We start from the raw sequence: 22,653 nt of genomic DNA, 5'->3' as shown, positions 1-22,653 counted from the left end.
TTCAGCCCTCGTACGTGTAGAAGCCACGACCGCTCTTGCGGCCCAGGTAACCGGCCGCGACCATCTCCCTGAGCAACTGCGCCGGCCGGTACTTGGGTTCGTCGAAGCCCGAATGCAGGCTTTGCATGATCGCCAGCAGGGTATCCAGACCGATCAGGTCGGCCAGGGCCAGCGGGCCGATCGGCTGGTTGCAGCCCAGTTGCATGCCGGCGTCGATGTCTTCGGCACTGGCGAGGTCTTCCTGGAGAACGAAGATCGCTTCGTTGATCATCGGGCAGAGGATGCGGTTGACCACGAAACCGGGGCGGTTACGCGCGGTCACGGCGGTCTTGCCGATCTGCGTGGCCAGGGCGAGGGCTTTGGCGTGGGTGGTGTCGCTGGTTTGCAGGCCACGAATGACTTCCAGCAGCCCCATCATCGGTACCGGGTTGAAGAAGTGCAGGCCGATGAAGCGTTCAGGCTGGCTGATGGCGGCTGCCAGTTCGGTGATCGACAGCGACGAGGTGTTGGTGGCGATGATGCACTCGGCACCGACCACCTCGGCCACCTGCTTGAGGATGCGTTTTTTCAGCTCGAGGTTTTCCGTGGCGGCCTCGATCACCAGTTCGGCGCTGGTCAGTACCGCATAGTCGGTGCTCAGACGGATGCGGCCGAGGGCGGCCTGCTTGTCCTCGGCACTGATCACGGCCTTGCGCACCTGACGGTCGAGGTTGCTGCTGAGGGTCGCCAGGCCCTTGTCCAGGGCGGCCTGGGACACGTCGATCAGGCTCACCTGCAGGCCGGCCACCGCGCACACCTGTGCAATACCGTTACCCATGATGCCGGCGCCGATCACGGCGATGTGTTGAATACTCATGAAGATCGTCCTTAAACCCGTTCGAAAATGACAGCGATGCCTTGCCCGCCCCCAATGCACATGGTTGCCAGGCCGTAACGCCCGCCGGTGCGATGCAACTCGTGGATCAGCTTGGTGGCGATGATGGTGCCTGTGGCGCCGACCGGATGGCCGAGGGCTATACCCGAGCCGTTGGGGTTGACCTTGGCCGGGTCGAGGCCCAGCTCCTGGCTGACCGCGCAGGCCTGGGCGGCGAAGGCGACGTTGGACTCGATCACATCGAGGTCGTCGATGCTCAGACCCGCGCGTTTGAGTGCCAGGCGGGTGGCCGGGATAGGGCCGAGGCCCATCAGTTCCGGCTCCACGCCCGCATGGGCGTAAGCCACCAGTCGTGCCAGGGGCTTGAGGCCATTGGCCTGGACCGCCGAGGCAGTGGCCAGCAGCACGGCGGCGGCGCCGTCGTTCAATCCCGAGGCGTTGCCGGCGGTGACGGTGCCGTCTTTCTTGAAGGCGGTACGCATCTGTGCCAGTTGTTCCAGCGAGGTGCTGCGGGGATGTTCGTCGACACTGAACAGCTCGGTGCCCTTGCGGCTGCGCACTTCCACCGGGACGATCTGCCCATTGAAGCGCCCTTCGTCGAGCGCGCGCTGTGCCCGCAGTTGTTCTTCCAGGGCCAACTCGTCCTGCATCTGGCGGGTGATGCCATTGCGTTCGGCGATGTTCTCGGCGGTGATGCCCATGTGGATACCGTGGAACGGGTCATGGAGAATGCCGAGCATATAATCGACGGCCTGCACATTGCCCATGCGCGCACCCCAGCGGGCGGCGGGTAGCAGGTAGGGACCGCGGCTCATGGATTCGGCGCCGGCCCCGATGGCCACTTCGGCGTCGCCGAGCAGCAGGGTCTGGGCCGCCGAAACGATGGATTGCAGGCCCGAGCCGCACAGGCGGTTGACGTTATACGCCGGGGTTTCCTTGGGAATACCGGCGTTCATCGCCGCAACGCGGGACAGGTAGGCATCCTGGGTATCGGTGGCAATCACGTTGCCCATCACCACATGGCCGACCAGGGCCGGGTCGAGATCACTGCGCTGCAGGGCGGCCTTGACCGCAGTGGTCGCCAGTTCGCTCAGGGGCACGTCCTTCAGGGCGCCGCCGAAGGTGCCGATGGCTGTCCGGACGGCGCTGACGATATACACTTCGGGCTTTGACATGGGGCACTCCTGTTTTGTCGTTGTGAGAGTCTAGGACCGCACATCGCTTCGGCCTATGCCGAAACTGCTCAGTCACTCTGTTCTTTTTTGCCATACGCAGCCCGGGATTCATGAAAGAAAAACATTCGGTGTCGTCGTACTTCGTCAAGGCCCTGCTGGCGCGCTTTCTCGATCAGCCACAGCGGGTCGCCGAACTGCTGCAGGGCGCCGGTTTCAGCGAGCGTTCGCTGGATGAACTGGGCGAGCGCGTTGCGCCCCGGCCATTGGCGCAGCTCTGGCTGGCGGTGACTCGCGAGCTGGGTGACGAGTTTTTCGGCTTCGACTCCCATGGCATGCCCGTCGGCAGCTTCGCCCTGATCTGCCGCGGACTGATCCAGGCACCGACGGTGGGCAAGGCACTGGGCCTGTCACTGGAGTATTTCGCGCTGTTTCTGCGCGATGTCCATGCTCAGGTCCAGGTCCGTGGCAAGCGGGTCGCGGTGGTGATGAGTACGGATACCCGCGACCCATATCTGCAGGCGGTGGTCACTGAAACCTACCTGATCCTGATCGTCGGCCTGATGTGCTGGTTGGCCGGTCGGCGGATTCCCATCAGCCGCGCGCGGTTCGCCCATTCCCGACCGCCCCATGGCGACGAGCACCTGCTGTGGGGCGCCTATGTGGAGTTCGATGCGGCGGTGACCGAGATCGAGTTGGAACGTGAATACCTGCGTCTACCGGTGCTGGCAGATCGCAAGTCGCTCTATGCGTTCCTGCGCGATGCCCCACAGTCGGTGTTCATCCGTTTTCGCAATCGCGAGGGCTTCAGCGCCAGGGTCCACCAGCGCCTGCGCTCGTGTGGCTATGACCATTGGCCGACTCTGGAACAACTGGCCAATGAATTCGATATCCACCTGGCCAGCCTGCGTCGGGCCTTGCAGCGTGAAGGTTTTTCCTACCAGGAAATCAAGGACGAAGTGCGCCGCACCATCGCCTTCGAGCGCCTGCGCAGCACTCGCATGAGCATCGCCGAGATCGCCCAGGAGGTCGGCTTTCGCGAACCGAGTGCATTCCATCGCGCGTTCAAGCAATGGACAGGGGAGAGCCCGGGGAGCTTTCGCTTGCGCGGGCAGAAGGCGTAATGTAGGTGCCCTGACGCGGTAATCCATTCATCCCGAGGAGGAGACCGACGCGATGTTCAGCCACATCCAGATCGGCGCGCGGGACCTGCCGCGCATGATTGCCTTCTATGAGGCGGTTCTGGCCGAACTTGGCCTGGTACGCATGGCCGATGAGCAGGATGGTGGCCCGCCCGGAGCGGGTTGGCGGTTGCCCGGCTGGGAGTGGCCACACTTCTTCGTGCAGCAGCCGTTCAACGGCTTGCCGGCGACTTGGGGCAATGGTGTGCAGGTAAGCTTCGCCGCGCCATCGCAGGCGGCAGTGCAGGCTGCCTGGGACCGAGCCCTGGAGTGGGGTGCCCGTGACGAGGGCGCCCCCGGCCTGCGGCCCCATTACGCCGCCGACTACTACGGCGCCTACTGCCGCGACCCGGAAGGCAACAAGCTGTGCTTCGTGCACACGGTCGAGCTGGAAGTGATGCGCGCCCGGCAGCCGGTCCAGTCCTGAGCGCCACTGTTGCCTGGGCAACAGTGATTCGACAGATGTGTTGAATAAAATACAGACTCTAGATCATGTTTGTTTTGTATCTATTTGATTTTTATAGATAGATTTAATGGCATGGGCCGTGCAAAGCCGATCGGTGAACCCTTTCATCGGCCGCTCAGCGGAGCCCTGTATGCCTTGCACCCTTTTATCGTTTTCCCGTCTCGTCTGGCTCGGCGCCGCGTTGCTGCTGGGCCAGGTGACTCTTGCCCAGGCCACCGAGGGCGATGATGCCGTGCCGTCCTTGGCCGGCAAGCGTATCGCCGTGAGCATGACCGGCACCAGCCACTATTTCGATATCAAGGCGTTCCAGGCTCAGGTCGATGAGATCAAGCGCCTGGGCGGTACACCGATTACCCTCGATGCCGGGCGCAACGACAAGAACCTGGTGACCCAGTTGCAAACGGTGGTCACCCAGAAACCCGACGCGGTAATCCAGACCCTCGGCACCCTCAGCGTGATCGATCCCTGGCTCAAACGCATCAGCAAGGCCGGTATTCCGCTGTTCACCATCGACGCGCCGTCACAGTACAGCCTCAATAACACCACTTCGGATAACGTCGCCACCGGTAAGGCCCTGGCCGACCAGTTGATCAAGGACGCCGGCGGCAAGGGGCGGATCCTGGTGTTCAACGGCTTCTATGGCGTGCCGGTCTGTGCAATCCGCTATGACCAATTGAAACTGGCGCTCAAGGATCATCCGCAACTGGAAATCATCGAGCCGCAACTGCGCGATGTGATTCCCAACACGGTGCAGGATGCCTATTCGCAGGTGTCCGCCTTGCTCAACAAGTACCCGGCCGGCAGCATCACGGCGATCTGGTCGGCCTGGGACATCCCGCAACTGGGCGCGAGCAAGGCGCTGATCGATGCCAAGCGCACCGAGATCAAGACCTACGGCGTCGATGGCACTCCCGAGGTACTGGAACTGCTCGGCCAGCCGAACTCGCCGGTCGGTGCGGTGGTGGCGCAGCAACCGGCGCTGATCGGCAAGACGGCGGTGCAGAATGTCGCCCGTTACCTGGCCGGACAACATGACCTGCCCAAGGAAACCCATGTCGCCACCTTGTTGACCACCGCCAGCAATCTGGCTCAGGTCCAGCAATTGCGGGGTGACTGATGGCGGCCGTCCCGGCGTTGCACCTGGAGCATCTGCGCAAGCGTTTTGGCGCGACCCTGGCGCTGGACGATGCCAGCCTCAAGGTCGAGCGCGGTACCATCCATGGCCTGGTGGGCGAAAACGGTGCCGGCAAGTCGACCCTTATCAAGATTCTGGCCGGCATCCACAAGGCTGACGCAGGGCAACTGAGCATCGACGGGCAGCGCCATGCCGCGCTGTCGCCCCGTCAGGTGGAAGCCCTGGGGGTGCAGTTCATCCATCAGGAGCGGTTGCTGCCGGCCAGTTTCACCGTTGGCGAAGCGCTGTTTTTCGGCCACGAGTTGCGGCGTGGGCCGTTGCTCGACCGGCGTCGGCAAGAGCGCGAAGCCGAGCGCCTGCTGGCGCAATATTTCGATCTGCAGTTCCCGGCCGGGGCGCTGGTGGCTGAGTTGAACAGTGCCCAGCGCCAGGTGTTGCAGATCACCCGGGCGCTGGTGCGCCAGCCGAAGATCCTGGTGTTCGACGAGCCCAGCGTGGCGCTGGTCAAGCGTGAGGTCGACCAGTTGCTGCGCATCATCAAACGCTTGCGCGGGCAGGGGCTGTCGATCCTCTACATCTCCCACTACCTGCAGGAAATCGACAGCCTGTGCGACGAGGTCACGGTGTTGCGCAATGGCCGCGATGTGGCGGTGGTCGAGCCGCGGCACACCTCCAGCGCACAGATTGCCCGACTGATGGTCAATCGCGAGGTGCGGGAAATGTATCCCAAGGTCGCGGTGACGCCGGGCGAGCCGCTGTTGCAGGTGCGCTCATTGAGCCTGGCCCGGCACTACCGGCAGATCGACCTGCAACTGCGTCGGGGGGAGATTGTCGGCCTCACCGGGCTGGTCGGCTCCGGAGCCAAGGAACTGCTCAAGACCCTGTTCGGGGTGATCCGCGCCGACAGTGGCGATATTCATCTGCATGGCCGCCTGCTGCGCCTGCGTTCACCGGGCGAGGCCATTGCGGCTGGGATCGCGCTGGTGCCCGAGGAACGGCGTGGGCAGGGCGTCTCGCCAGTGCTTTCGGTGCTGGAAAACCTGACCCTGGCCGGACTACGCCGTTTCAGCCGCTGGGGACTGCTGAGCCGAGGCCGTGAACAGGCAGAGAGCCTGCGGCTGATTGACGAGTTGGCGATCAAGACTCCCGGGCCGCAGACTGCGGTCAGTCAGCTCAGTGGTGGCAATCAGCAGAAAGTCGCCCTAGGCAAATGGCTGAGTCGGCGTTCGGCCGTGTACCTGCTGGATGAGCCCTGTGTCGGTGTGGATATCGGGGCGAAGGTGGAGATCTATCGCCTTGTCGGTCGCCTGGTGCAAGAGGGCGCGGCGGTGCTGGTGCTGTCTTCGGACCTGCCGGAACTGATCGGTATCAGCGACCGCATTCTGGTGTTGCATCGCGGTGAGATCGCCGGTGAGTTCCAGGCGGGTGAGGTCGACAGTGATCGCTTGCTGGCGTGTGCCACCGGTGCCGGCTCGTCCGATGCGCTGGCCGTGAGCAGGGAGGTTGCGGATGTCGCGGTCTGATCCGTTTCATCTCGAAGCCCCGGCGGTGGGGCTGTCCCGGCGTTTGTGGGTGTTGCTGCTGCGACGAGGTTCCGTGGGGGTGTTCCTGGCCATTCTGCTGGGGTTTGCCCTGGCGGCACCGAATTTCCTTTCGCTGGGCAATATCGCCAATGTCTTCAGCCAGTCGGCGATCCTGGGAGTGCTTGCCTTCGGTCTGACCTGCGTGATCATCGGTGGCGGCTCGAACGTGGTTGCCGGTGGGCTCGATCTGTCGCTGGCGGCCAACCTGGGCTTGTGTGCGGCGCTGTTCAGCCGGCTGAACAATGCCGGCCTGGAACTGCCGATCAGCCTGCCGCTGACCCTCGGTTGCGGGCTGGTGGTCGGTCTGTTCAACGGCCTGGCGGTGGTTGTGCTGCGTCTGCCGCCGCTGTTGGCGACGCTGGCGAGCATGAACGTGCTGGCCGGGCTGGAGCTGGTACTGACCGAAAATACCGTGGTACCCACCGACTCACCCTTGCTGGACCTGCTCAGCAACGGCAGTTGGCTGGGCGTGCCGGCACTGGCGTGGGTGCTGTTGGCGATGGCGGGACTGTTGACCCTGTTGATTCAGCACACCGCCTACGGATTACGCCTGCAGGCGGTGGGCGAGTATTCCCAGGCCGCCCAGGCGGCGGGCATTCCGTTGGCAGGCTACGTGTTGTCCAGCTACCTGCTGGCGGGCCTGTGCGCTGCTGTGGCCGCCTTGTGCTCGGCGGCCTTCTTCAGTGGCAGCACCACCGGCTCCGGCGACATGCTGCTGTCGGTGGTGGCAATCGCCTTTCTCGGCGTGGTGTTCTCCCGTCGGCTGGTGGCGAGTATTCCCGGCACCTTGTTGGCGACCCTGCTGATCGGCTTCCTGATCAATGGCTTTCAACTGTTGAATATCTCCAGTTTCTGGGTCAATGGCGTGCAAGGCCTGCTGATTCTACTGGTGGTCGCAGCTTCCAGCGCATTGAATCGAGGGGAGGGCTCATGAGTCAGGTGCTTTCGCGTCAGACTTGGGGTGTGCGCTCGCTGTTGCCCTTCACCTTGCCCCTGATGTTCCTGGTGATTGTCCTGTTCTTTGCCTGGCAGGCGCCGGGCTTTCTCAGCGGCGGGAATCTCAGGAGCCTGGTGCTGAACAATTTTGTCCTGCTGGCGATCGTTGCCATTGGCATGACTTACGCGGTAGCGGCGGGTGGCATCGACCTGTCGGTGGGCACGGCGCTGGACTTCGCCAGTTTCAGTTTCGTGGTACTGCTCAATGCCGGCCATGGGTTGGCTGTCGCGCTCCCGGTGGCACTGGGGTCGGGACTGCTGGTGGGGGCGTTCAATGCCGGGTTGATCGCCGGACTGCGGATCAGTCCGTTCCTGGCGACCCTGGGCACCTTGTTCATCGGGACCAGCGCCCAGCAGTTACTGTCCGACGGCGGTCAGCCGATCTACATCGCCCAGGGTTTCAAGCCTGAGTTGACCGATCTCAGCCTGTTCGGCGTGGCGTTGCCATTGTGGATCGTGCTGGGCATGGCGTTGGTCTATGGCCTGCTGCTGGCCCGTGGGCGTCTGGGCCGCGAGTTGCTGGCCCAGGGCTCCCAGCCGCTGCTGGCGTACTACTCGGGGTTGTCGGTACGGCGCATCGTCACCCGCGTGGCGCTGGCCACGGCCCTGGCCTGTGCGTTGGCGGGAGTGCTGCTCAGCTCGACGGTCAACGCCTATGTGCCGCTGTCCGGCAATGCGTTCCTGCTCAATGCCATCGGCGCAGTATTCATCGGCACCACCCTCCATCGCCAGGGGCGGGCCAATGTGTCGGGGACGCTGCTGGGCGTGCTGTTCATCAACGTCATTGCCAACGGCCTGTTGCTGATCGGCTGGAACTTCTACTGGCAGCAGGTCGCGACCGGTGTGCTGATCTTTGGGGTGCTGGCGTTCAGCTTTGTCAGCCGGAGGATCATCGAGAGCCGTTAGTCCCACTGGATACCTGTAAGGTACGGGGCTCTTTCAGTATTTTCAGCCATTGGGCGGCGAGGCGATGGCAGTCGCCAGGCCAGCGCGCGGTGAGCAGGTTGACGTCGCGAACGGTGAAACCGCGCTCGGGTTTGCTGGCGGAGTCACGTAACAGTGCCGGTGGCCCGCTGATGAAGTCAGTGGGGCTGGCCAGCACGGCCTTGATTTCCGACTCGACTGTCTGCGGATAGGTGCGGTAGTAGCGACCGAGCCAGGGGGCGGTGATCAGCCAGGCGGCCAGCTCCATGGTCACAGACAGCAGGCCGGTGACCTTGCGACCGAACAATACCGAGCGGGCGGTATCGGGATCAAGGGTTCGGGCGAACAGCAGCGGGCCGTGGCAGACCGAGGCGATCGGCTTGTCGGTCTTGAAAAAGTGCAGGGCGATCTGTTGCGCCGCGCTGGATTCCAGCAGGCTGCGCATGCCCTCGGCATGGCCGCCGGGGACCAGCAGGCCGTCGAATTGTTCGGGATCGACGTCGGCGTAGGCCAGAGGGTGCTGGAAGTGCGGGTCGGCGAGCATCGCACGGTAGCTTTCCAGATCGGGTTTGCGCGTCATCAGCAGGGGATTGAGCGGACCGAAGCCGCCTTCCACCAGGCGTGGGTCGGCATGAGCCACCGTGCCTTGGGGCGTGGCGAAGCGCACCTCGATGCCAGCTCGATGCAGGTACTGCCAGGGGACGCTGCTTTCGGTAGGGTCGTAGTCGCAATGGGGCAGCAGGACCAGAATCATGCGGGGGCTCGCTCAACGTGCATGGACACATGAGTCGAGGATAGCAGTCGGGGGCGCAACATCGCTTCCCCCTGTGGCCAGCGGGCTTGCCCGCGCTCGGCTGCGAAGCAGGCGTAAACCCGGGCTCCCCATTCTTCTGATGCACTGCGTTGCCTGGTTCTGGGGACGCTCTGCGCCCCAAGGCAGCGGTGCGGCGATCTGACAAGAGCCTGCTCGCCACACCGTCGGGTGGTGTTGTAGGTGAAGGGCGTTGCCGCAGTTTTTCAGGCCTTGATCGTTAACGCTCGATCGCCAGTGCCACGCCCTGACCACCCCCGATGCACAAGGTCGCCAAGCCTTTTTTTGCATCGCGCTTGATCATCTCGTGCAGCAGGGTCACCAGCACCCGGCAGCCCGAAGCGCCAATCGGATGGCCCAGGGCAATGGCGCCGCCGTTGACGTTGACCTTGGTCGCGTCCCAGCCCAGTTCCTGGCCTACCGACAGTGCCTGGGCGGCGAAGGCCTCGTTGGCTTCGATCAGGTCCAGTTGCTCCAGGTTCCAGCCGGCCTTTTCCAGGCAGCGTCGGGTCGCGCTGACCGGGCCGATACCCATGATCGCCGGGTCGACACCCGCGTTGGCATACGCCGCGATCTTCGCCAGCACCGGCAGGCCGAGAGCCTTGGCCTTGGCCGCGCTCATCAGAATGACCGCCGCAGCGCCGTCGTTCAGCGACGAGGCGTTGCCGGCCGTGACCGAACCGTCCTTCTTGAATGCCGGCTTGAGCTTGCCCAGCGCTTCGGCAGTGGTGCCGGCTCGCGGCTGTTCGTCGTTGACGAAGGCCAGCGGGTCGCCCTTGCGCTGGGGAATCAGGATCGGCGTGATTTCGTCGACGAAGCGCCCGGCCTCGATGGCGGCCACGGCCTTCTGCTGCGAGGCGGCGGCGAAGGCGTCCTGGGCTTCACGGCTGATGTCGTACTTGGCCACCAGGTTTTCGGCGGTGATGCCCATGTGGTAGTCGTTGAACGCGTCCCACAGACCGTCGCTGATCATGGTGTCGACCATCTGGCTGTGACCCATGCGCAGGCCGGTGCGGGCACCGGGCAGCACGTAGTTGGACAGGCTCATGTTTTCCTGACCGCCGGCAATGATCACCTCGGCGTCGCCGCAACGGATGGCCTGAGCCGCCAGGTGCAGAGCCTTGAGGCCCGAGCCGCAGACCTTGTTCAGGGTCATGGCCGGCACGGCGTGGGGCAGGCCGGCCTTGATCGCAGCCTGGCGCGCCGGGTTCTGGCCGGCACCGGCGGTGAGCACCTGGCCCATGATCACTTCATCGACCTGCGCACCGTCCAGGCCGGTCTGGCTCAGCAACTGACGGATCACCGCCGCGCCGAGGTCCACCGCGCTGACGTTGGCCAGCGAACCCTGGAAACTGCCGATCGCCGTGCGGGTCGCGGCGACAATCACTACGTCTTGCATCGCTTCATTCCTCATCAGGAAAACTGCATTTCAGGCACATGGTCGGGAACGATCAGTTTACCCGCGGTCTTGCTGACAATCTCCTCGACGCTGACGCCAGGTGCGCGTTCCTTGAGGACAAAAGCGCCATTTTCGATTTCCAGGTAGGCCAGGTCCGTCAGCACGCGCTTGATGCACTGGGCGCCGGTCAGCGGCAGGCTGCACCTGGACAGCAGTTTCGATTCACCATCCTTGGAGGCATGGGTCATGGTGACGATGATGTTCTCGGCACCGGCCACCAGGTCCATGGCGCCGCCCATGCCCTTGACCAGCTTGCCGGGAATCATCCAGGAGGCAATGTTGCCCTGGACATCGACCTCGAAAGCGCCGAGTACGGTCAGGTCGATATGGCCGCCACGGATCATCGCGAAGGATTCGGCGGAAGAGAAAATCGACGCGCCGACACGGGCGGTGACGGTCTGCTTGCCGGCGTTGATCATGTCGGCGTCGACCGCATCTTCGGTGGGGAAGGCGCCCATGCCGAGCAGGCCGTTTTCCGATTGCAGCATGACTTCCATGCCATCCGGGATGTAGTTGGCGACCAGGGTCGGGATGCCGATACCGAGGTTGACGTAGAAGCCGTCCTGCAGTTCGTGGGCGACGCGCTGGGCCATTTGTTCGCGGGAAAGTGCCATGTTCTTGTTCTCCGTAAGTCGAGGGGCCGGGGCTTATTTGCGCACGGTGCGTTGTTCGATACGTTTCTCGAACGTGCCGCAGATGATCCGGTCGACGTAGATGCCCGGGGTGTGGATCTGTGCCGGGTCCAGCTCGCCCGGTTCGACGATTTCCTCTACTTCGACCACGGTGATCCTGCCGGCAGTGGCCGCCAGCGGGTTGAAGTTCTGCGCGGTGTGGCGATAGATGACGTTGCCGAAGTGGTCAGCCTTCCAGCCCTTGACGATGGCGAAGTCGCCGGTGATGGACTCTTCCATCAGGTACGGACGACCATTGAACTCGCGGGTTTCCTTGCCTTCGGCGACCGGTGTGCCGACGCCGGTGGCGGTGAAGAAGGCCGGGATGCCGGCGCCGCCAGCGCGCATTTTCTCGGCCAGGGTGCCTTGTGGGGTCAGCACCACTTCGATTTCGCCGCTGAGCAGTTGCTTCTCGAACAGGGCGTTTTCGCCGACGTAGGAGGCCACCACCTTGCGGATCTGCCGGTCTTCAAGCAGTACGCCGAGGCCGAAGCCGTCGACGCCACAGTTGTTGGAGACCACGGTGAGGTCGCGGGTGCCCTTGCGCTTGATCTCGGCGATCAGGTTTTCCGGAATGCCACACAGGCCGAAGCCGCCAGAGAGTACGGTCATGCCATCTTCGAGGCCGGCGAGGGCCTCCTCGTAGGACGCTACGCGTTTATCGAAACCTGCCATCTGCATGATCCTCTTTTGTTGTTCGTTGGCCCGCAGGGCCTTGAACAGAGTGTTGCTCCGGGAAATTTATTTGTTAAGTTGATTTTTAGGTTTGATTGATTGATAAAGTTCAATAATAGCGAGCAGTCGAGAGAGTACCGCGATGACCGTCAAACAGCTTAGGGCTTTTCTCGCCGTTGCCCAGAGCCTGAGCTTCGCGGTGGCGGGCGAGCGTCTGTTCCTCTCGCAATCGGCCTTGAGCCTGACCATCAAGGCCCTGGAAGACGGGCTGGGCGGGCGCCTGTTCAGCCGCAATACCCGCAACGTCGCCCTGACTCCGGAAGGTGAGGCGCTGATGCCCTTGGCCCGGCGCCTGATCGCTGATTGGGATAATGCCGAGGACGAGTTGCGCCAGCGTTTCACCCTGCAGCGAGGACGGGTGACCCTGGCGGCGATGCCGTCGTTCGCCGGCAACCTGTTGCCGGCGATTCTCAAGACCTTTCGCGCCCGCTACCCCCAGGTCAATGTGGCGGTGAATGATGTAGTCAATGAGCAGGTGCTGGAGATGGTCGGCGATCGCCAGGTGGAGCTGGGCGTGGCTTTCGAACCGTTGCAGAACTCGTCGCTGCGTTTCACTCCCTTGTATGTGGATCGTTTCGTTGCCGTGGTCCCCGCGGATTCGCCGCTGGCCGAAGCCACGCAAATCGCTTGGGACAGGTTGCTGTGCGAACCTTTCATTACCTTGCAGCGCCCGTCGAATGTGCGGGTGATGCTGGAGGAGCATCTGCGTGCCCGGGGCATGACCTTGCCCGTGGAATTCGAGAGCCATCAACTGGCGACAGTGGGGCGGATGGTTGCCAGCGGCCTGGGGGTGAGCGCGGTGCCAGCATTGTGTGTCGGGCAGATGCGCGAGCTGGGCGCGCGCTGCATCACCTTGCACGATCCGGTGGTCGAGCGGGCCATCGGCGTGTTGACCAAACCGGGGCATGAGCTGTCTACGGCGGCTCAGGCATTGTTCGATATCCTGTTGGAAGAAAGATCCCGTTACCTGAATTTTTAGAAATAACTCGGCCCCTTGTGGATCTTTTCCTACGATGCGCAATCATTACCCCATGAATATTCAAAGGAGGTGTGTATGTTCGTCCGGTCTTTGACCTTCGCCACCCTGTCGGTCTTCGCGTCTGGCCCGTTGCTGGCCGCCGATGTCGACTCTCCGTTGGCCCAGGACTTCGAAAAATCCCGTGCCTTGGTGGTGATTGCGCCGAGCACCGCCGACCCGACCCTGGTCGGGTTGAAAAAGGCCCTCGACGACCCGGCCAACCGCAAGGCGTTCGACGAGCGTCAAATGGTCTTCTACGAGGTGGCGCAGACCGTGGGCAAGCGTGCCGACAAGTTCATGGAGCAGCCGACCACCATGGCGCTGATTCGCGGGTTGAAGCTGGGCGTCACGCCGGAAGGCAAGTCCACGGTGATCCTGGTCGGCAAGGACGGCCAGCAGCGGACCCTCGAACATGACGGGCCGTTGCCGATAGCCGAGGTGTTCAAGGCGGTCGATGCGTTGCCGGCCTCTGAGAAGGCAATTGTCGCGCCGACGCCACCGCCAGCCGCCGTCGAGGCCAAGCCGGAGAAGGGCGGCAAGCCCGGCAAGGCGGAAAAGCCGGGTAAGGCAACGGCGGCGCCCAAAGATCTGGATGACTGATTCGGCTGGTATTTCGCACCATTGACTTGAGGAGATCGTCGGTATGTCGGGTGTTCACAAGGCTGCAAACGTTGGTTTCAGTGCCGAGGCCAAGACCTACGCCAATGGGCGCCCGGATTATTCCTCCGAGCTGCTCCCGTGGTTGCGCGATACCTTGGGCATTGGCCCTGGTGCCCAGGTGGTCGACCTGGGCGCAGGTACCGGCAAGTTTACTCGCCTGCTCACGGAGACCGGGGCAACGCTGACGGCGATCGAGCCCGTCGAAGCCATGCGGGCCGAGCTGGTTGCGCGCTTGCCGCAGGTTCGCGCGTTGTCCGGCACGGCCGATAGCATGCCTCTGAACTCTGCCGCAGCCGATGCGCTGACGTGCGCCCAGGCTTTTCACTGGTTTGCCCATGAGGCGGCGCTGGCCGAGATTCATCGAGTGCTCAAGCCCGGCGGGCGACTGGGGCTGGTGTGGAACGTGCGTGATGAATCGGTGGACTGGGTAGCGCAAATCACCCGGATCATCACGCCCTACGAAGGTGATACTCCGCGTTTCCATACCGGAGCCTGGCGTTTGCCCTTCAACGGTCGTTACTTCTCGACGCTGGAACTGAGCCGTTTCGAGTACAGCCATGTGGGTACGCCGCAGGAGGTGATCATCGATCGTTTTCTGTCAGTCAGTTTTATTGCCGCGCTATCGGCGCCGGAAAAGACCGCTGTCGCCGAGCAGCTTCACCACCTCATTCAGACTCATCCGGACTTGCGTGGCCGCAAAACCATCGCTTTTCCCTATCGTACCGAAGCCTATAGCGGCATCCGTCTGGATTGATGCGCAGTACTTTCGGATGTCCGGTTCTGCCGGATGTCCAGCGCTGGCTGAGCAGCCTATGCGGTCAAGCCAGGTGCCCAAGCATCCTCTGCATCAGGTAATACCACGACACCCTGCACTGTTGCAGGCAGATCCAGTGTGAAGCTGCGGCCCGGGGGTTGTGTCGTGTCTGACCACTCCACCAGGGGTAGCCCGGCACACTTGAGCATTGCCTCACGCAGGCACCAGGCTTGGGCAAAGGCCGTTGGGCGTTGTTCTTCGGCGACCTGTTGCAACTGTCGGGTGGTGTGTGGCCCCAGGTAGTCGCAGGCGATGGTTTCCCAATCCGGCACTTCCTGCACCTGCATCAAGTCGATACCTACGGCACCGTGCAGGTTCAAGGCCGCTACCGAGAGTGTTCCTTCATGACTGATCGAGAGCCCCGGTTCAGCCCGCCCGGCAATGAGCACGCGAGGGCGATTGCCGGGGTTACGGGGGAAGCTGATGGCGTCTGCCCGGATGCTCAGGGTCTGCGCGAGGACACTGCCCAGAGCCTGACGAATCCGCTCCCGAGCCTCGGCCCGTGAGGTGCCCGGCTTGTGCCGGGTACCTATCAGCAGGATGCCTTGTTGCCAGGAGGGCTGCGGCCCCGGCCAGGAGTGAAGGGGCAAACTCAGCATCACCGTTCCTGCGCGACTCAGGCTTGTGCGGGTGCGGCAGGGCAGCCGGCCCAACTGCTCCCGGCGGGGATATGTTCGCCTTTCATCACCAGGGTCAGGGGACCGAGGCGCGCATTGTCCGCCACCTGTGCGCTGTAGAGCACCGCACTGCGTGGTCCCATATAGACGCGTTGACCGATCTGCACATGATCGATCTTCATGACCCGATCTTCGAACAGGTGCGTCTGGGGGCTCGCCATGGCGTTCAGTTCGCTGTCATGACCGATGGTCACACAGTCGAATTCGGTGATATCGGTGGTGTCCATGTAGACGCCTTTGCCGATCCGGCTGCCGAGCAGGTTGAACGCCAATGGCAACCACGGCGTACCCCTCAGGTAGCGCATGAAGTTGGGCACGGCCATGCCTTCGTAGAGGCTGGTGACGCTTTCCGAGAGCCACACAAACGGTGTCCACATCGGCTCGGCCCGCTTGCGGTAACGGCCCATTGCCAGCCACTTGCAGGCCACCACGAACAGGTAATTGCTCACGCCATAGGCCAGGCCGATCAGCGCCAGGTAAGCCAGCACCGCTCCCCAGCGCTCGTCGCCAGCCAGGGGCATCAGGTCGAGCATGACGGTGTAGCCCACTGCGATCACCAGGGCATGGGGAATGACGATACGCAGGCCTTCGATCAGGCCGCGAGCCAGGCGCCGCCATGGCGAAGGGCGGAAGGTCAGGGATTCGGGATAGCCGCTGACCTGCTCGCGCGCCGGCAGGTTGATCGCCGGTGAGCCCAACCAGGTATCGCCGTCGCGAAGTTCGGCAGTGGTCGGTGCACAGGAGTGCACGCCGATCAGCACGTTTTCCGGCACCACGGTGCCATCGGGGACATAGCTGCCGTTGCCGATGAAGCTGCGGTGGCCGATCACTGTCGGCTGAATGGACATCCAGCCGCCTTCGACCTGCTCGTCCCCGAGCATCACCGCATCGGCGATGAACGTTTCATCCCCCAGCGTCAGCATATAGGGCACCACACCCTGGGCGCTGGAGATCTCCGCATCACGGCCGACCTTGACGCCCAGCAGGCGGTACCAGGCCGGAGCGTAAACCGTGGCGTAGATACCCGAGAGCACATTCAGGCCCGCTTCCTGGATATGGCTGGCCAGCCACTTGGCGCAATAGGTGTTGCTGTGTACCGGATAGCGCCCTGGGGCCAGGCGCGGCAGGGCGACCTTGCGGATACCCGCCGAAACCAGGGCGGTGGCGACGATCAACACGGCACTGGCTGGCAGCGCCAGGACGAAATAGCGTGCCAATTGGATACCGACGCCGTCGCCTTGCAGCCAGGTCATCAGGTTCTGCTCATCGAACCAGTCGATCAGGGCGAAGGTTGGAAACACCGGGATAAAGAACAGGGTGGCGATCAACAGAATGCCGAACACGAAGAACAGGTTTTCGGCCAATCGGCGTCGTGCGCTGACGAGCGGCCGAGGAGGTAGGCGCTGGGGATCGAAAGCTCCGCTGTCGCGGGCCGGAGAGCCGCGCCAGACACGGCCAGCGGGTATTTGCTGACCATCGGCAAGGGCTGATTGACCTTCCAGACGGGCGTAGCGCCCCAGGCGGGTGTTGCCTTCGAGGATCGCGTAGGAGCCGACGCAGGCCTGTTCATCCAGAGTGATACGGCCCAAATGCAACTGACCGCGTTCGACCCGGGCGTTTTCGCAACTCACGGCGTTACCCAGGCTGACACCTGCGCCCACGCGCAACAGATCCGGCGCCCGCAGGCTCATCGAGCCGATGCTCACGTCCTTGCCGATCTGGGCTCCCAGTGCCCGCAGCCACATCGGGTAGAGCGGTGAACCGCTGAGCAGGTAGACCGGTGCCGATTCGAGCAGGCGGTCGGCGAGCCACCAACGGTAGTAGGTCAGACCCCAGAGTGGGTAAGTCCCAGGCTGCAGACGGCCGGCCACCAACCATTTGCCCGCGATCGCAATGACGAACTGCAGAAGGGTCGCGGCGAGGAACACCCCGATCGAGGCGATCGTGGCCACAGCCATGGAGTCGCCCGGGCTGCCGGTCAGGTAGTGGAAGGTGAAGAACGGGGCCAGCCACTGCATCATGCGCAGGCACACCATGGGCGGCAATGCCAGCGCCTGGGCGACTGCACAACGCCAGCGGCGAAACGCCGACGGCACTGTCCATTCGGCCTGGGGAGCCTGAGCTTGCGGTGTCTGCTCCAGCACTTGGGCAATCGCACCGACCCGCCGTTGCTGGTAGATGTCGCGCACGGTGACGTGAGCGAAGCGCGGATCGGCTCGCAAGGCCGAGGCCAGCCGCGCGGCAAAGAAGGAGTGGCCACCCAGGTCGGTGAAGAAGTCGGCGTTGCGGCTGATCGGCTGACCGGGGAAAAGCGTCTCCAAGGCCGCGAACAGCACCTGTTCGGCGACGGTTTCAGGCAGGTCACTTTCCTGCGCGGCAGTGGTGCAAAGGCTCAGGGGGCGAGCCCTGAGGGCCTTGCGGTCAATCTTGCCGGACGTCAGGCGGGGCATGCTGTCCAGCAGTTCGAAGCGCCCCGGCACCATGTAGGGTGGCAGTTGCAACTGCAGTGCCTTGCGCAGCAGCGGGGGGAGGGTGGTTTCATCGAGCGAGTGATCGGGGACCAGGTAGGCGACCAACTGATCCATGCCATTGTCGTTACGCAGCAGCACCGCCACGGTGCCGACGCCCGGCTGTTGTGCCAGCAGCGCCTCGATTTCACCCAGTTCAACGCGGAAACCGCGGATTTTCACCTGATCATCGGCACGTCCCAGGCATTGCACCTGGCCGTCGACATCAATGCGGGCCAGGTCGCCAGTGCGGTACAGACGGGCATCGTGATAGCCGGTGCTCCAGGGGTTGGCCAGGAACTTCTCCCGAGTCAGATCGGGACGGCCCAGATAGCCTTCGGCCAGGCCGGGGCCAATGATACACAGCTCACCGGTTTCGCCCCGTGGCAGCAGGCTCGGGGTCCAGCCGGTGGTATTGTCGGCGTCGTTGGCGATCACCAGCAGGCCGTAGTTGGGCAACGGTGTGCCGATGGTGACCGGCCGCCCGGGGACCAGGCGCGCAAGGCTGGCGGACACCGTGGCTTCGGTCGGGCCGTAAGTATTGAATATTTCCCGGCCAGGCCGGCTCCAGCGCTCGACCAGCGATTCGGGACACATCTCGCCGCCCAGGTTGATCAGGCGCAGGCTGGGTACTTCTTCGCTGAAGAGTGCGAGCAGCGTCGGTACGGCATGCAGCACACTGATGCGCTGTTCGTTGAGCATGCGTGGCAGCGTTTCGGGGTCGCCGCTGATTTCCTTGGGGCCTATCCACAGCGTGGCACCGACCAGGTAGGCGATCCAGATTTCCTCGAAGGACATGTCGAAGGCCACCGAGAAACCCTGATAGATCCGGTCTGCCGCGTGAATGCCGAGTATCGCGTTTTCACTGCGCAGAAAGTGGCAGATGCTGCGCTGGCTGATGAGAATGCCCTTGGGCTTGCCAGTGGAGCCGGAGGTGTAGATCACGTAGGCCGGGTGATCGGGCAGGGCGCCGCTGCGGCGCACCAGGGGCTCGGTGTTGGGAGCCAGCAGGGCCTCGGCGGTCCATACCTGCAAGCCGGTGCCGGCCAGACTGGGGGCCAGTTGTTCGCAACTGACTACACCGACGGCAGCGGCATCCTCCATGCACACCTGCAAGCGTTCGACCGGCGTGTCCTGGTCCAGCGGCAGCCAGGCAGCGCCGGCCTTGGCAATGGCGGCCTGCATCACCAGCAGCTCGATCCCCCGGGGCAACCATAGGCCGACGATCTGGCCTGGGCGGACACCGGCACAGATAAGGCTCGAGGCGACTCGATCGGCTTGCGCATCCAGTTCGCGATAGCTGAGCTGACGCTCACCGGCGATCAGCGCGATCTGATCAGGCATGCGTCTGGCCGTGGCCTCCAGCAGATCGGCGAGGATTTCCTCGTGCAGCAGTTCGGGTTGGATCGGCCCGTACAAAACGTCCGATATCGCCATGGTCTGACGTGGTTCTTGCGCTAGTGCTCTGTTCATAAGTGCGCTGTTCACTCTGTTGTGACGGGGGCTGAGGCTTTGTGCTCCACGTCGAAACCGCTGGGTGCGCCATCCATTGGCTGTACGTTTTGAAATATTTTGTTACATGTCATTTTTGATACATTTACGCCCTGAAGGGGCCTTTGATTTCGGGCTTCCCAGGGCTTTATGTATCGCTGCTGATACTGCTGATGACTGAAGTCTCTCAGAACGGAGCTGTACGGCAGTTGAACGTCAGAGGTGCTTGCACTTTGTCGAAGCACCGGCTGCCAGCGATGTTCCGGAACAGGGCAGATAGAGGGGCGCGGGACATCGCAGGGCAGAAAGGGGAACGATGGGAGGAGGGACCTGGGAGGCCGCGGGGTGAAATCGGTTATAACGTTAGATTATATTTTTATAAATGCTCATAACATTAACCGTTATGCTGCCCGCCAATTTTTCTGTCGTCGTGTCAGACTCCCAGGATTGGCTAATGGATGTCGGTAATTTCGGTTTTGTCGTAGCAGGCTTGGTGGTCGGCTTTATTGTCGGTATGACGGGGGTCGGTGGCGGCTCGCTGATGACGCCGATCCTGTTGTGGTTCGGTATCAACCCGGCCACCGCCGTGGGCACGGACCTGCTGTACGCGGCCATCACCAAGTCCGGTGGTGTGCTGGTGCACAAGCGCAACGACAATATCGACTGGAAGATCACCGGCTGGCTGACCTTGGGCAGCGTGCCTGCGGTGTTGCTGACCCTGTGGTTTCTCAGCAGCCTGCATGCAGCGCCCGATGAGCTGAACCGCACCATCAAATATGCTCTGGGCGTCGTGCTGTTGCTGACTGCACTGGCGGTGCTGTTCAAGAATCGCTTGCTGGCGTTTGCCCATCGGCGTGGCGTCGACCATTCGCAGATCAGCCCATCTAAGTTGAACAGCCTGACGGTACTGACCGGGCTGGTCCTCGGCACCATGGTCGCGCTGACGTCCATCGGTGCCGGCGCCCTGGGCACGGTGGCGTTGTTCATCCTCTATCCTTTCCTGCCGACACGACGTCTGGTCGGCACGGAGATTGCCCATGCAGTGCCGCTGACCCTGGTGGCGGGGCTGGGCCATGCGAGTATGGGCAACTTGAACTGGGAGCTGCTGGGCTTCCTGTTGATGGGCTCGTTGCCAGGTATTTATGTCGGCAGCCACTTGGCTGGCCGTGTACCCGATGGTTTGCTGCGACCGTTTTTGGCACTGATGCTGTTCGCGATCGGCTACAAGCTGGTGTTTTGAGCCGGCTGGCGGGTGCTCCGTAAATAATGTTCGCTCAGTTGGCGCAGGAATTTGGGAACATCATGAGTGATCGTCAGCCAATCATCAGGGGCAGGATCGAAGCGGTAGTGGCAGCCAGCGGAGTCGGCGAGATCACCTATCAGTCGGAGTGGCTTGGCTATCTGCCTTTCGGGGTGTTCCACTGGGTCGAGCATCGGGGCCGGGACATTTCCAGTGACTTTCCCGCAGGCTGGACGCTTGAGGACCTGACGGATCTTGAACGCTCCGGGTTCCTGGAGGTGCTGGAAACCCATGAGAACCCGGAGGACGAATTTGATCGGCGAATCAGGTATCGGGTGTGCTTGTAGGACTTCGAGAGCTTACGGCGCCGATGACTGCGTCTTGCCAAGCGCAGCATGGCCGTGGATTACTGCAGAAGCTCGATAATCAGAAAAAATCATGTCACCTGAAGCGTAGCGGTTCTCAGAGCAGTTCGGTCACCAGGAAGAAGTGATGCCCGTAGGGCTGCACCGATGCATTTTCCTGCCAGCGCCGCTCGTTCTTCGGCTGGGTCAGTGGCTTGTCGGTTTCATCGTAGACCAGGGTGTAGGTGACATTGGTGCCGATATCTCCACCGGTCGAACCCCAACTCCACTCATGATATTTCGCGGATGATTGCGGCAGGCTGCGGATCATTTCCAGGTAGATATGCCGCTTCAGTTGAAAACTCACCCAACCGGCATCCACCCCATAGTGGAACGATGCGGTCAACAGGCCGACGGTGACGACCGGGGCCACGATGACCGAGACCAGGCGTTTCCAGCGACGTTTCCAGAGGTTGGCCACGACCCCTACGACGAAGCTGCAGGACGCGATAAGGGCGGGAGCGGTAAGTAGCGGGATCAGCAGCATCCAGAGCCCCAGGAGGCGGTCCAGCTCGCTGCTGATGTAGATAATCAGGCAGAACACCAACCAGTCGGCAAGATGGCGAGCGGTGAAACGGTCGGCGGAGTCCTCGGGAGACGGTTTGATGCTGTTATCGAGAATGCTCAAGGCGTTTGTCCTTCCATGACAACGCGAAATGCCCGGCTTCTTTCGCGTACTGCTGTACCAGAAAGGACGTGAGTTACTTCAACTCGCAACGATCTATCCAAGAATCGTCGATAACCGGGTTCCGTCCCTGGAAGACGGTATAGTCAATAGTGACCAGTCAGTCAATACGGGCGCAGGCTGAAGGCCCGGATGTTTGAACTGCTCGACAAACTTGAACGGCGTCTTGCCTGTTTCACCGTGGCCGGCCGGCGATTCATCCGCCCGGGCACTGACGGTCTGCCGATCGGGATAGGGCGAGCAACTCTTTGCGCAGCAGCGAAGGTTCAATCACCGCCACGTCTTCCTCCCAACACAGGCTTATCAGACGACTGAGCTTGTCCTTTGATCGTTGGGTATCAGCCAGAAAGTAGCTCTTGCCATCGACGATACCGATCAGGTTCACCAAGCTGTCACCCCCTTGAGCTTTCAGCCAGGCGATCAGCGTGTGGTGATATCTCATCAGCAAACCCTTGGCATCCCAGACGGTCAGTTGCGCAAACACTTCAGGAAGCCTGGAAACCTGCAGCCGCTTGCAGTCGGCTTTCAGTGCGTCTGTCAGCGCTGATTCGATCGATGACTGGCATTCAAGAAAATACTGCGCTGGCCAGTCTCCTGGTAGTTGCGCCAGAGTTGCCAATACACGATATGCATCGGCATCTCCAGGCGTTGAGATCGCGCTGTTGAAATTCAGTGTGTTGTCCAGGATCGCCGTTGCCAGCAAGGCGGCGCTTTGCTGGCTGATTCGGGGCAGTAGTCCTGACGCCTCCCAGCGCTCGAAGACCTGGGTGGCTGCGGCACCGATGGAACGAATATCGGCCTTCGCTCCCAGCCTCTGGGCCCAGTGCAGTTCGAAGCCAGGATGATGATCGATGATCTCCACCACCCGATCCATGACAACGATGGGATCGAAGTGCCGGGGATCTGAAACATCGACGAGTACAAAGGTGTCATTGGGGCCTGGCTCATGGCGGGCGAGGGCACCGTTCCAGCTCAGTACCGTCGAGCAGATGCTGGCGTTGAACGGTGCACTGCTCACTGCACAAGCCTCGACACCCTGCTGATTCAGCAGTTCTGCGTAGGCAATGCAGCAGGCATAGGCGTCAATGTCGAGGTAGGCCGAGCCGGAAGTGACGATTTTCATCAGACCTCTGCCACCGTGCTCTTCCGA

21 protein-coding genes are annotated in these 22,653 nt (G+C 62.5%); 11 read left to right on the top strand and 10 right to left on the bottom strand.

The window, feature by feature from the left end; all coding sequences use genetic code 11:
• Position 1 precedes the first annotated feature (1 nt).
• Complete coding sequence (locus BLU37_RS23415; protein WP_090209403.1) at positions 2–856, bottom strand: 3-hydroxybutyryl-CoA dehydrogenase; 855 nt, start codon at positions 854–856, stop codon at positions 2–4.
• 11 nt (positions 857–867) lie between these two features.
• Complete coding sequence (locus tag BLU37_RS23410) at positions 868–2,049, bottom strand: acetyl-CoA C-acyltransferase family protein (RefSeq protein WP_010450902.1); 1,182 nt, start codon at positions 2,047–2,049, stop codon at positions 868–870.
• A gap of 110 nt (positions 2,050–2,159) precedes the next feature.
• On the opposite strand from BLU37_RS23410, the gene BLU37_RS23405 reads away from it, so the two are divergent.
• The 6 genes from BLU37_RS23405 to BLU37_RS23380 all read left to right on the top strand — a co-directional run bounded on the left by BLU37_RS23405 (position 2,160) and on the right by BLU37_RS23380 (position 8,313).
• Positions 2,160–3,170, top strand: a complete 1,011-nt coding sequence (locus BLU37_RS23405; protein ID WP_090209401.1) for an AraC family transcriptional regulator — start codon at positions 2,160–2,162, stop codon at positions 3,168–3,170.
• 52 nt (positions 3,171–3,222) lie between these two features.
• On the top strand, positions 3,223–3,654 hold the full coding sequence (locus BLU37_RS23400; RefSeq protein ID WP_010450898.1) for a VOC family protein: 432 nt from the start codon (positions 3,223–3,225) through the stop codon (positions 3,652–3,654).
• Between the two features lie 169 nt (positions 3,655–3,823).
• The gene (locus BLU37_RS23395) at positions 3,824–4,810 is read left to right on the top strand and encodes a sugar ABC transporter substrate-binding protein (RefSeq protein ID WP_010450896.1); all 987 of its coding nucleotides are present in this window, start codon (positions 3,824–3,826) and stop codon (positions 4,808–4,810) included.
• Positions 4,810–6,351, top strand: a complete 1,542-nt coding sequence (locus BLU37_RS23390) for a sugar ABC transporter ATP-binding protein (RefSeq protein ID WP_090209398.1) — start codon at positions 4,810–4,812, stop codon at positions 6,349–6,351. The genes BLU37_RS23395 and BLU37_RS23390 overlap by 1 nt, the downstream gene beginning before the upstream one ends.
• Positions 6,338–7,345: an ABC transporter permease gene (locus BLU37_RS23385; protein ID WP_090209395.1), complete on the top strand. Its 1,008-nt coding sequence runs from the start codon at positions 6,338–6,340 to the stop codon at positions 7,343–7,345. Before BLU37_RS23390 ends, BLU37_RS23385 begins: the two co-directional genes overlap by 14 nt.
• Positions 7,342–8,313 (top strand): ABC transporter permease, encoded by a 972-nt coding sequence (locus BLU37_RS23380; RefSeq protein ID WP_090209393.1) that lies wholly within the window; start codon positions 7,342–7,344, stop codon positions 8,311–8,313. The genes BLU37_RS23385 and BLU37_RS23380 overlap by 4 nt, the downstream gene beginning before the upstream one ends.
• Here BLU37_RS23380 and BLU37_RS23375 read toward each other — a convergent pair.
• The 4 genes from BLU37_RS23375 to BLU37_RS23360 all read right to left on the bottom strand — a co-directional run bounded on the left by BLU37_RS23375 (position 8,297) and on the right by BLU37_RS23360 (position 11,947).
• A complete protein-coding gene (locus tag BLU37_RS23375) occupies positions 8,297–9,085 on the bottom strand; it encodes a DJ-1/PfpI family protein (RefSeq protein ID WP_090209391.1) in 789 nt (262 codons plus the stop codon). The two genes, BLU37_RS23380 and BLU37_RS23375, sit on opposite strands and share 17 nt — an antisense overlap.
• Before the next feature lie 277 nt (positions 9,086–9,362).
• Entirely contained in the window at positions 9,363–10,541 is a 1,179-nt protein-coding gene (locus BLU37_RS23370; RefSeq protein ID WP_090209388.1) for an acetyl-CoA C-acetyltransferase, read from the bottom strand.
• Between the two features lie 14 nt (positions 10,542–10,555).
• Positions 10,556–11,215, bottom strand: a complete 660-nt coding sequence (locus BLU37_RS23365; protein ID WP_090209385.1) for a CoA transferase subunit B — start codon at positions 11,213–11,215, stop codon at positions 10,556–10,558.
• 33 nt (positions 11,216–11,248) lie between these two features.
• A complete protein-coding gene (locus BLU37_RS23360; RefSeq protein ID WP_010450881.1) occupies positions 11,249–11,947 on the bottom strand; it encodes a CoA transferase subunit A in 699 nt (232 codons plus the stop codon).
• Between the two features lie 142 nt (positions 11,948–12,089).
• On the opposite strand from BLU37_RS23360, the gene BLU37_RS23355 reads away from it, so the two are divergent.
• The 3 genes from BLU37_RS23355 to BLU37_RS23345 all read left to right on the top strand — a co-directional run bounded on the left by BLU37_RS23355 (position 12,090) and on the right by BLU37_RS23345 (position 14,439).
• On the top strand, positions 12,090–12,986 hold the full coding sequence (locus tag BLU37_RS23355; protein ID WP_090209382.1) for a LysR family transcriptional regulator: 897 nt from the start codon (positions 12,090–12,092) through the stop codon (positions 12,984–12,986).
• Between the two features lie 75 nt (positions 12,987–13,061).
• Complete coding sequence (locus tag BLU37_RS23350) at positions 13,062–13,625, top strand: DUF4174 domain-containing protein (RefSeq protein WP_090209380.1); 564 nt, start codon at positions 13,062–13,064, stop codon at positions 13,623–13,625.
• A gap of 43 nt (positions 13,626–13,668) precedes the next feature.
• Complete coding sequence (locus BLU37_RS23345) at positions 13,669–14,439, top strand: class I SAM-dependent methyltransferase (RefSeq protein ID WP_010450874.1); 771 nt, start codon at positions 13,669–13,671, stop codon at positions 14,437–14,439.
• 56 nt (positions 14,440–14,495) lie between these two features.
• On the opposite strand, the gene BLU37_RS23340 is transcribed toward BLU37_RS23345, so the two are convergent.
• Entirely contained in the window at positions 14,496–15,098 is a 603-nt protein-coding gene (locus BLU37_RS23340) for a 4'-phosphopantetheinyl transferase family protein (protein ID WP_090209377.1), read from the bottom strand.
• Between the two features lie 17 nt (positions 15,099–15,115).
• A complete protein-coding gene (locus tag BLU37_RS23335; RefSeq protein ID WP_090209375.1) occupies positions 15,116–19,156 on the bottom strand; it encodes a Pls/PosA family non-ribosomal peptide synthetase in 4,041 nt (1,346 codons plus the stop codon).
• 472 nt (positions 19,157–19,628) lie between these two features.
• Here BLU37_RS23335 and BLU37_RS23330 point away from each other — a divergent pair, with 472 nt between their 5' ends.
• Together BLU37_RS23330 and BLU37_RS23325 are read left to right on the top strand one after the other, a co-directional pair.
• The gene (locus BLU37_RS23330) at positions 19,629–20,414 is read left to right on the top strand and encodes a sulfite exporter TauE/SafE family protein (protein WP_090209372.1); all 786 of its coding nucleotides are present in this window, start codon (positions 19,629–19,631) and stop codon (positions 20,412–20,414) included.
• 62 nt (positions 20,415–20,476) lie between these two features.
• Positions 20,477–20,761 (top strand): hypothetical protein, encoded by a 285-nt coding sequence (locus BLU37_RS23325; RefSeq protein WP_029379552.1) that lies wholly within the window; start codon positions 20,477–20,479, stop codon positions 20,759–20,761.
• A gap of 115 nt (positions 20,762–20,876) precedes the next feature.
• Here BLU37_RS23325 and BLU37_RS23320 read toward each other — a convergent pair whose 3' ends face one another.
• The gene (locus BLU37_RS23320; protein WP_090209369.1) at positions 20,877–21,446 is read right to left on the bottom strand and encodes a hypothetical protein; all 570 of its coding nucleotides are present in this window, start codon (positions 21,444–21,446) and stop codon (positions 20,877–20,879) included.
• A 253-nt stretch (positions 21,447–21,699) separates the two neighbouring features.
• The gene (locus BLU37_RS23315; RefSeq protein ID WP_090209366.1) at positions 21,700–22,626 is read right to left on the bottom strand and encodes a DHH family phosphoesterase; all 927 of its coding nucleotides are present in this window, start codon (positions 22,624–22,626) and stop codon (positions 21,700–21,702) included.
• Positions 22,627–22,653 lie beyond the last annotated feature (27 nt).

Source organism: Pseudomonas asplenii, assembly GCF_900105475.1.
Classification (GTDB): domain Bacteria; phylum Pseudomonadota; class Gammaproteobacteria; order Pseudomonadales; family Pseudomonadaceae; genus Aquipseudomonas; species Aquipseudomonas asplenii.
This window is presented reverse-complemented; position numbering and strand designations above follow the sequence as displayed.

Bases quoted from the DNA above. Each gene is read 5' to 3' on its own strand.
- BLU37_RS23415 (WP_090209403.1), bottom strand. From the start codon at position 856: ATGAGTATTCAACACATCGCCGTGATCGGCGCCGGCATCATGGGTAAC.
- BLU37_RS23410 (WP_010450902.1), bottom strand. From the start codon at position 2,049: ATGTCAAAGCCCGAAGTGTATATCGTCAGCGCCGTCCGGACAGCCATC.
- BLU37_RS23405 (WP_090209401.1), top strand. From the start codon at position 2,160: ATGAAAGAAAAACATTCGGTGTCGTCGTACTTCGTCAAGGCCCTGCTG.
- BLU37_RS23400 (WP_010450898.1), top strand. From the start codon at position 3,223: ATGTTCAGCCACATCCAGATCGGCGCGCGGGACCTGCCGCGCATGATT.
- BLU37_RS23395 (WP_010450896.1), top strand. From the start codon at position 3,824: ATGCCTTGCACCCTTTTATCGTTTTCCCGTCTCGTCTGGCTCGGCGCC.
- BLU37_RS23390 (WP_090209398.1), top strand. From the start codon at position 4,810: ATGGCGGCCGTCCCGGCGTTGCACCTGGAGCATCTGCGCAAGCGTTTT.
- BLU37_RS23385 (WP_090209395.1), top strand. From the start codon at position 6,338: ATGTCGCGGTCTGATCCGTTTCATCTCGAAGCCCCGGCGGTGGGGCTG.
- BLU37_RS23380 (WP_090209393.1), top strand. From the start codon at position 7,342: ATGAGTCAGGTGCTTTCGCGTCAGACTTGGGGTGTGCGCTCGCTGTTG.
- BLU37_RS23375 (WP_090209391.1), bottom strand. From the start codon at position 9,085: ATGATTCTGGTCCTGCTGCCCCATTGCGACTACGACCCTACCGAAAGC.
- BLU37_RS23370 (WP_090209388.1), bottom strand. From the start codon at position 10,541: ATGCAAGACGTAGTGATTGTCGCCGCGACCCGCACGGCGATCGGCAGT.
- BLU37_RS23365 (WP_090209385.1), bottom strand. From the start codon at position 11,215: ATGGCACTTTCCCGCGAACAAATGGCCCAGCGCGTCGCCCACGAACTG.
- BLU37_RS23360 (WP_010450881.1), bottom strand. From the start codon at position 11,947: ATGGCAGGTTTCGATAAACGCGTAGCGTCCTACGAGGAGGCCCTCGCC.
- BLU37_RS23355 (WP_090209382.1), top strand. From the start codon at position 12,090: ATGACCGTCAAACAGCTTAGGGCTTTTCTCGCCGTTGCCCAGAGCCTG.
- BLU37_RS23350 (WP_090209380.1), top strand. From the start codon at position 13,062: ATGTTCGTCCGGTCTTTGACCTTCGCCACCCTGTCGGTCTTCGCGTCT.
- BLU37_RS23345 (WP_010450874.1), top strand. From the start codon at position 13,669: ATGTCGGGTGTTCACAAGGCTGCAAACGTTGGTTTCAGTGCCGAGGCC.
- BLU37_RS23340 (WP_090209377.1), bottom strand. From the start codon at position 15,098: ATGCTGAGTTTGCCCCTTCACTCCTGGCCGGGGCCGCAGCCCTCCTGG.
- BLU37_RS23335 (WP_090209375.1), bottom strand. From the start codon at position 19,156: ATGAACAGAGCACTAGCGCAAGAACCACGTCAGACCATGGCGATATCG.
- BLU37_RS23330 (WP_090209372.1), top strand. From the start codon at position 19,629: ATGGATGTCGGTAATTTCGGTTTTGTCGTAGCAGGCTTGGTGGTCGGC.
- BLU37_RS23325 (WP_029379552.1), top strand. From the start codon at position 20,477: ATGAGTGATCGTCAGCCAATCATCAGGGGCAGGATCGAAGCGGTAGTG.
- BLU37_RS23315 (WP_090209366.1), bottom strand. From the start codon at position 22,626: ATGAAAATCGTCACTTCCGGCTCGGCCTACCTCGACATTGACGCCTAT.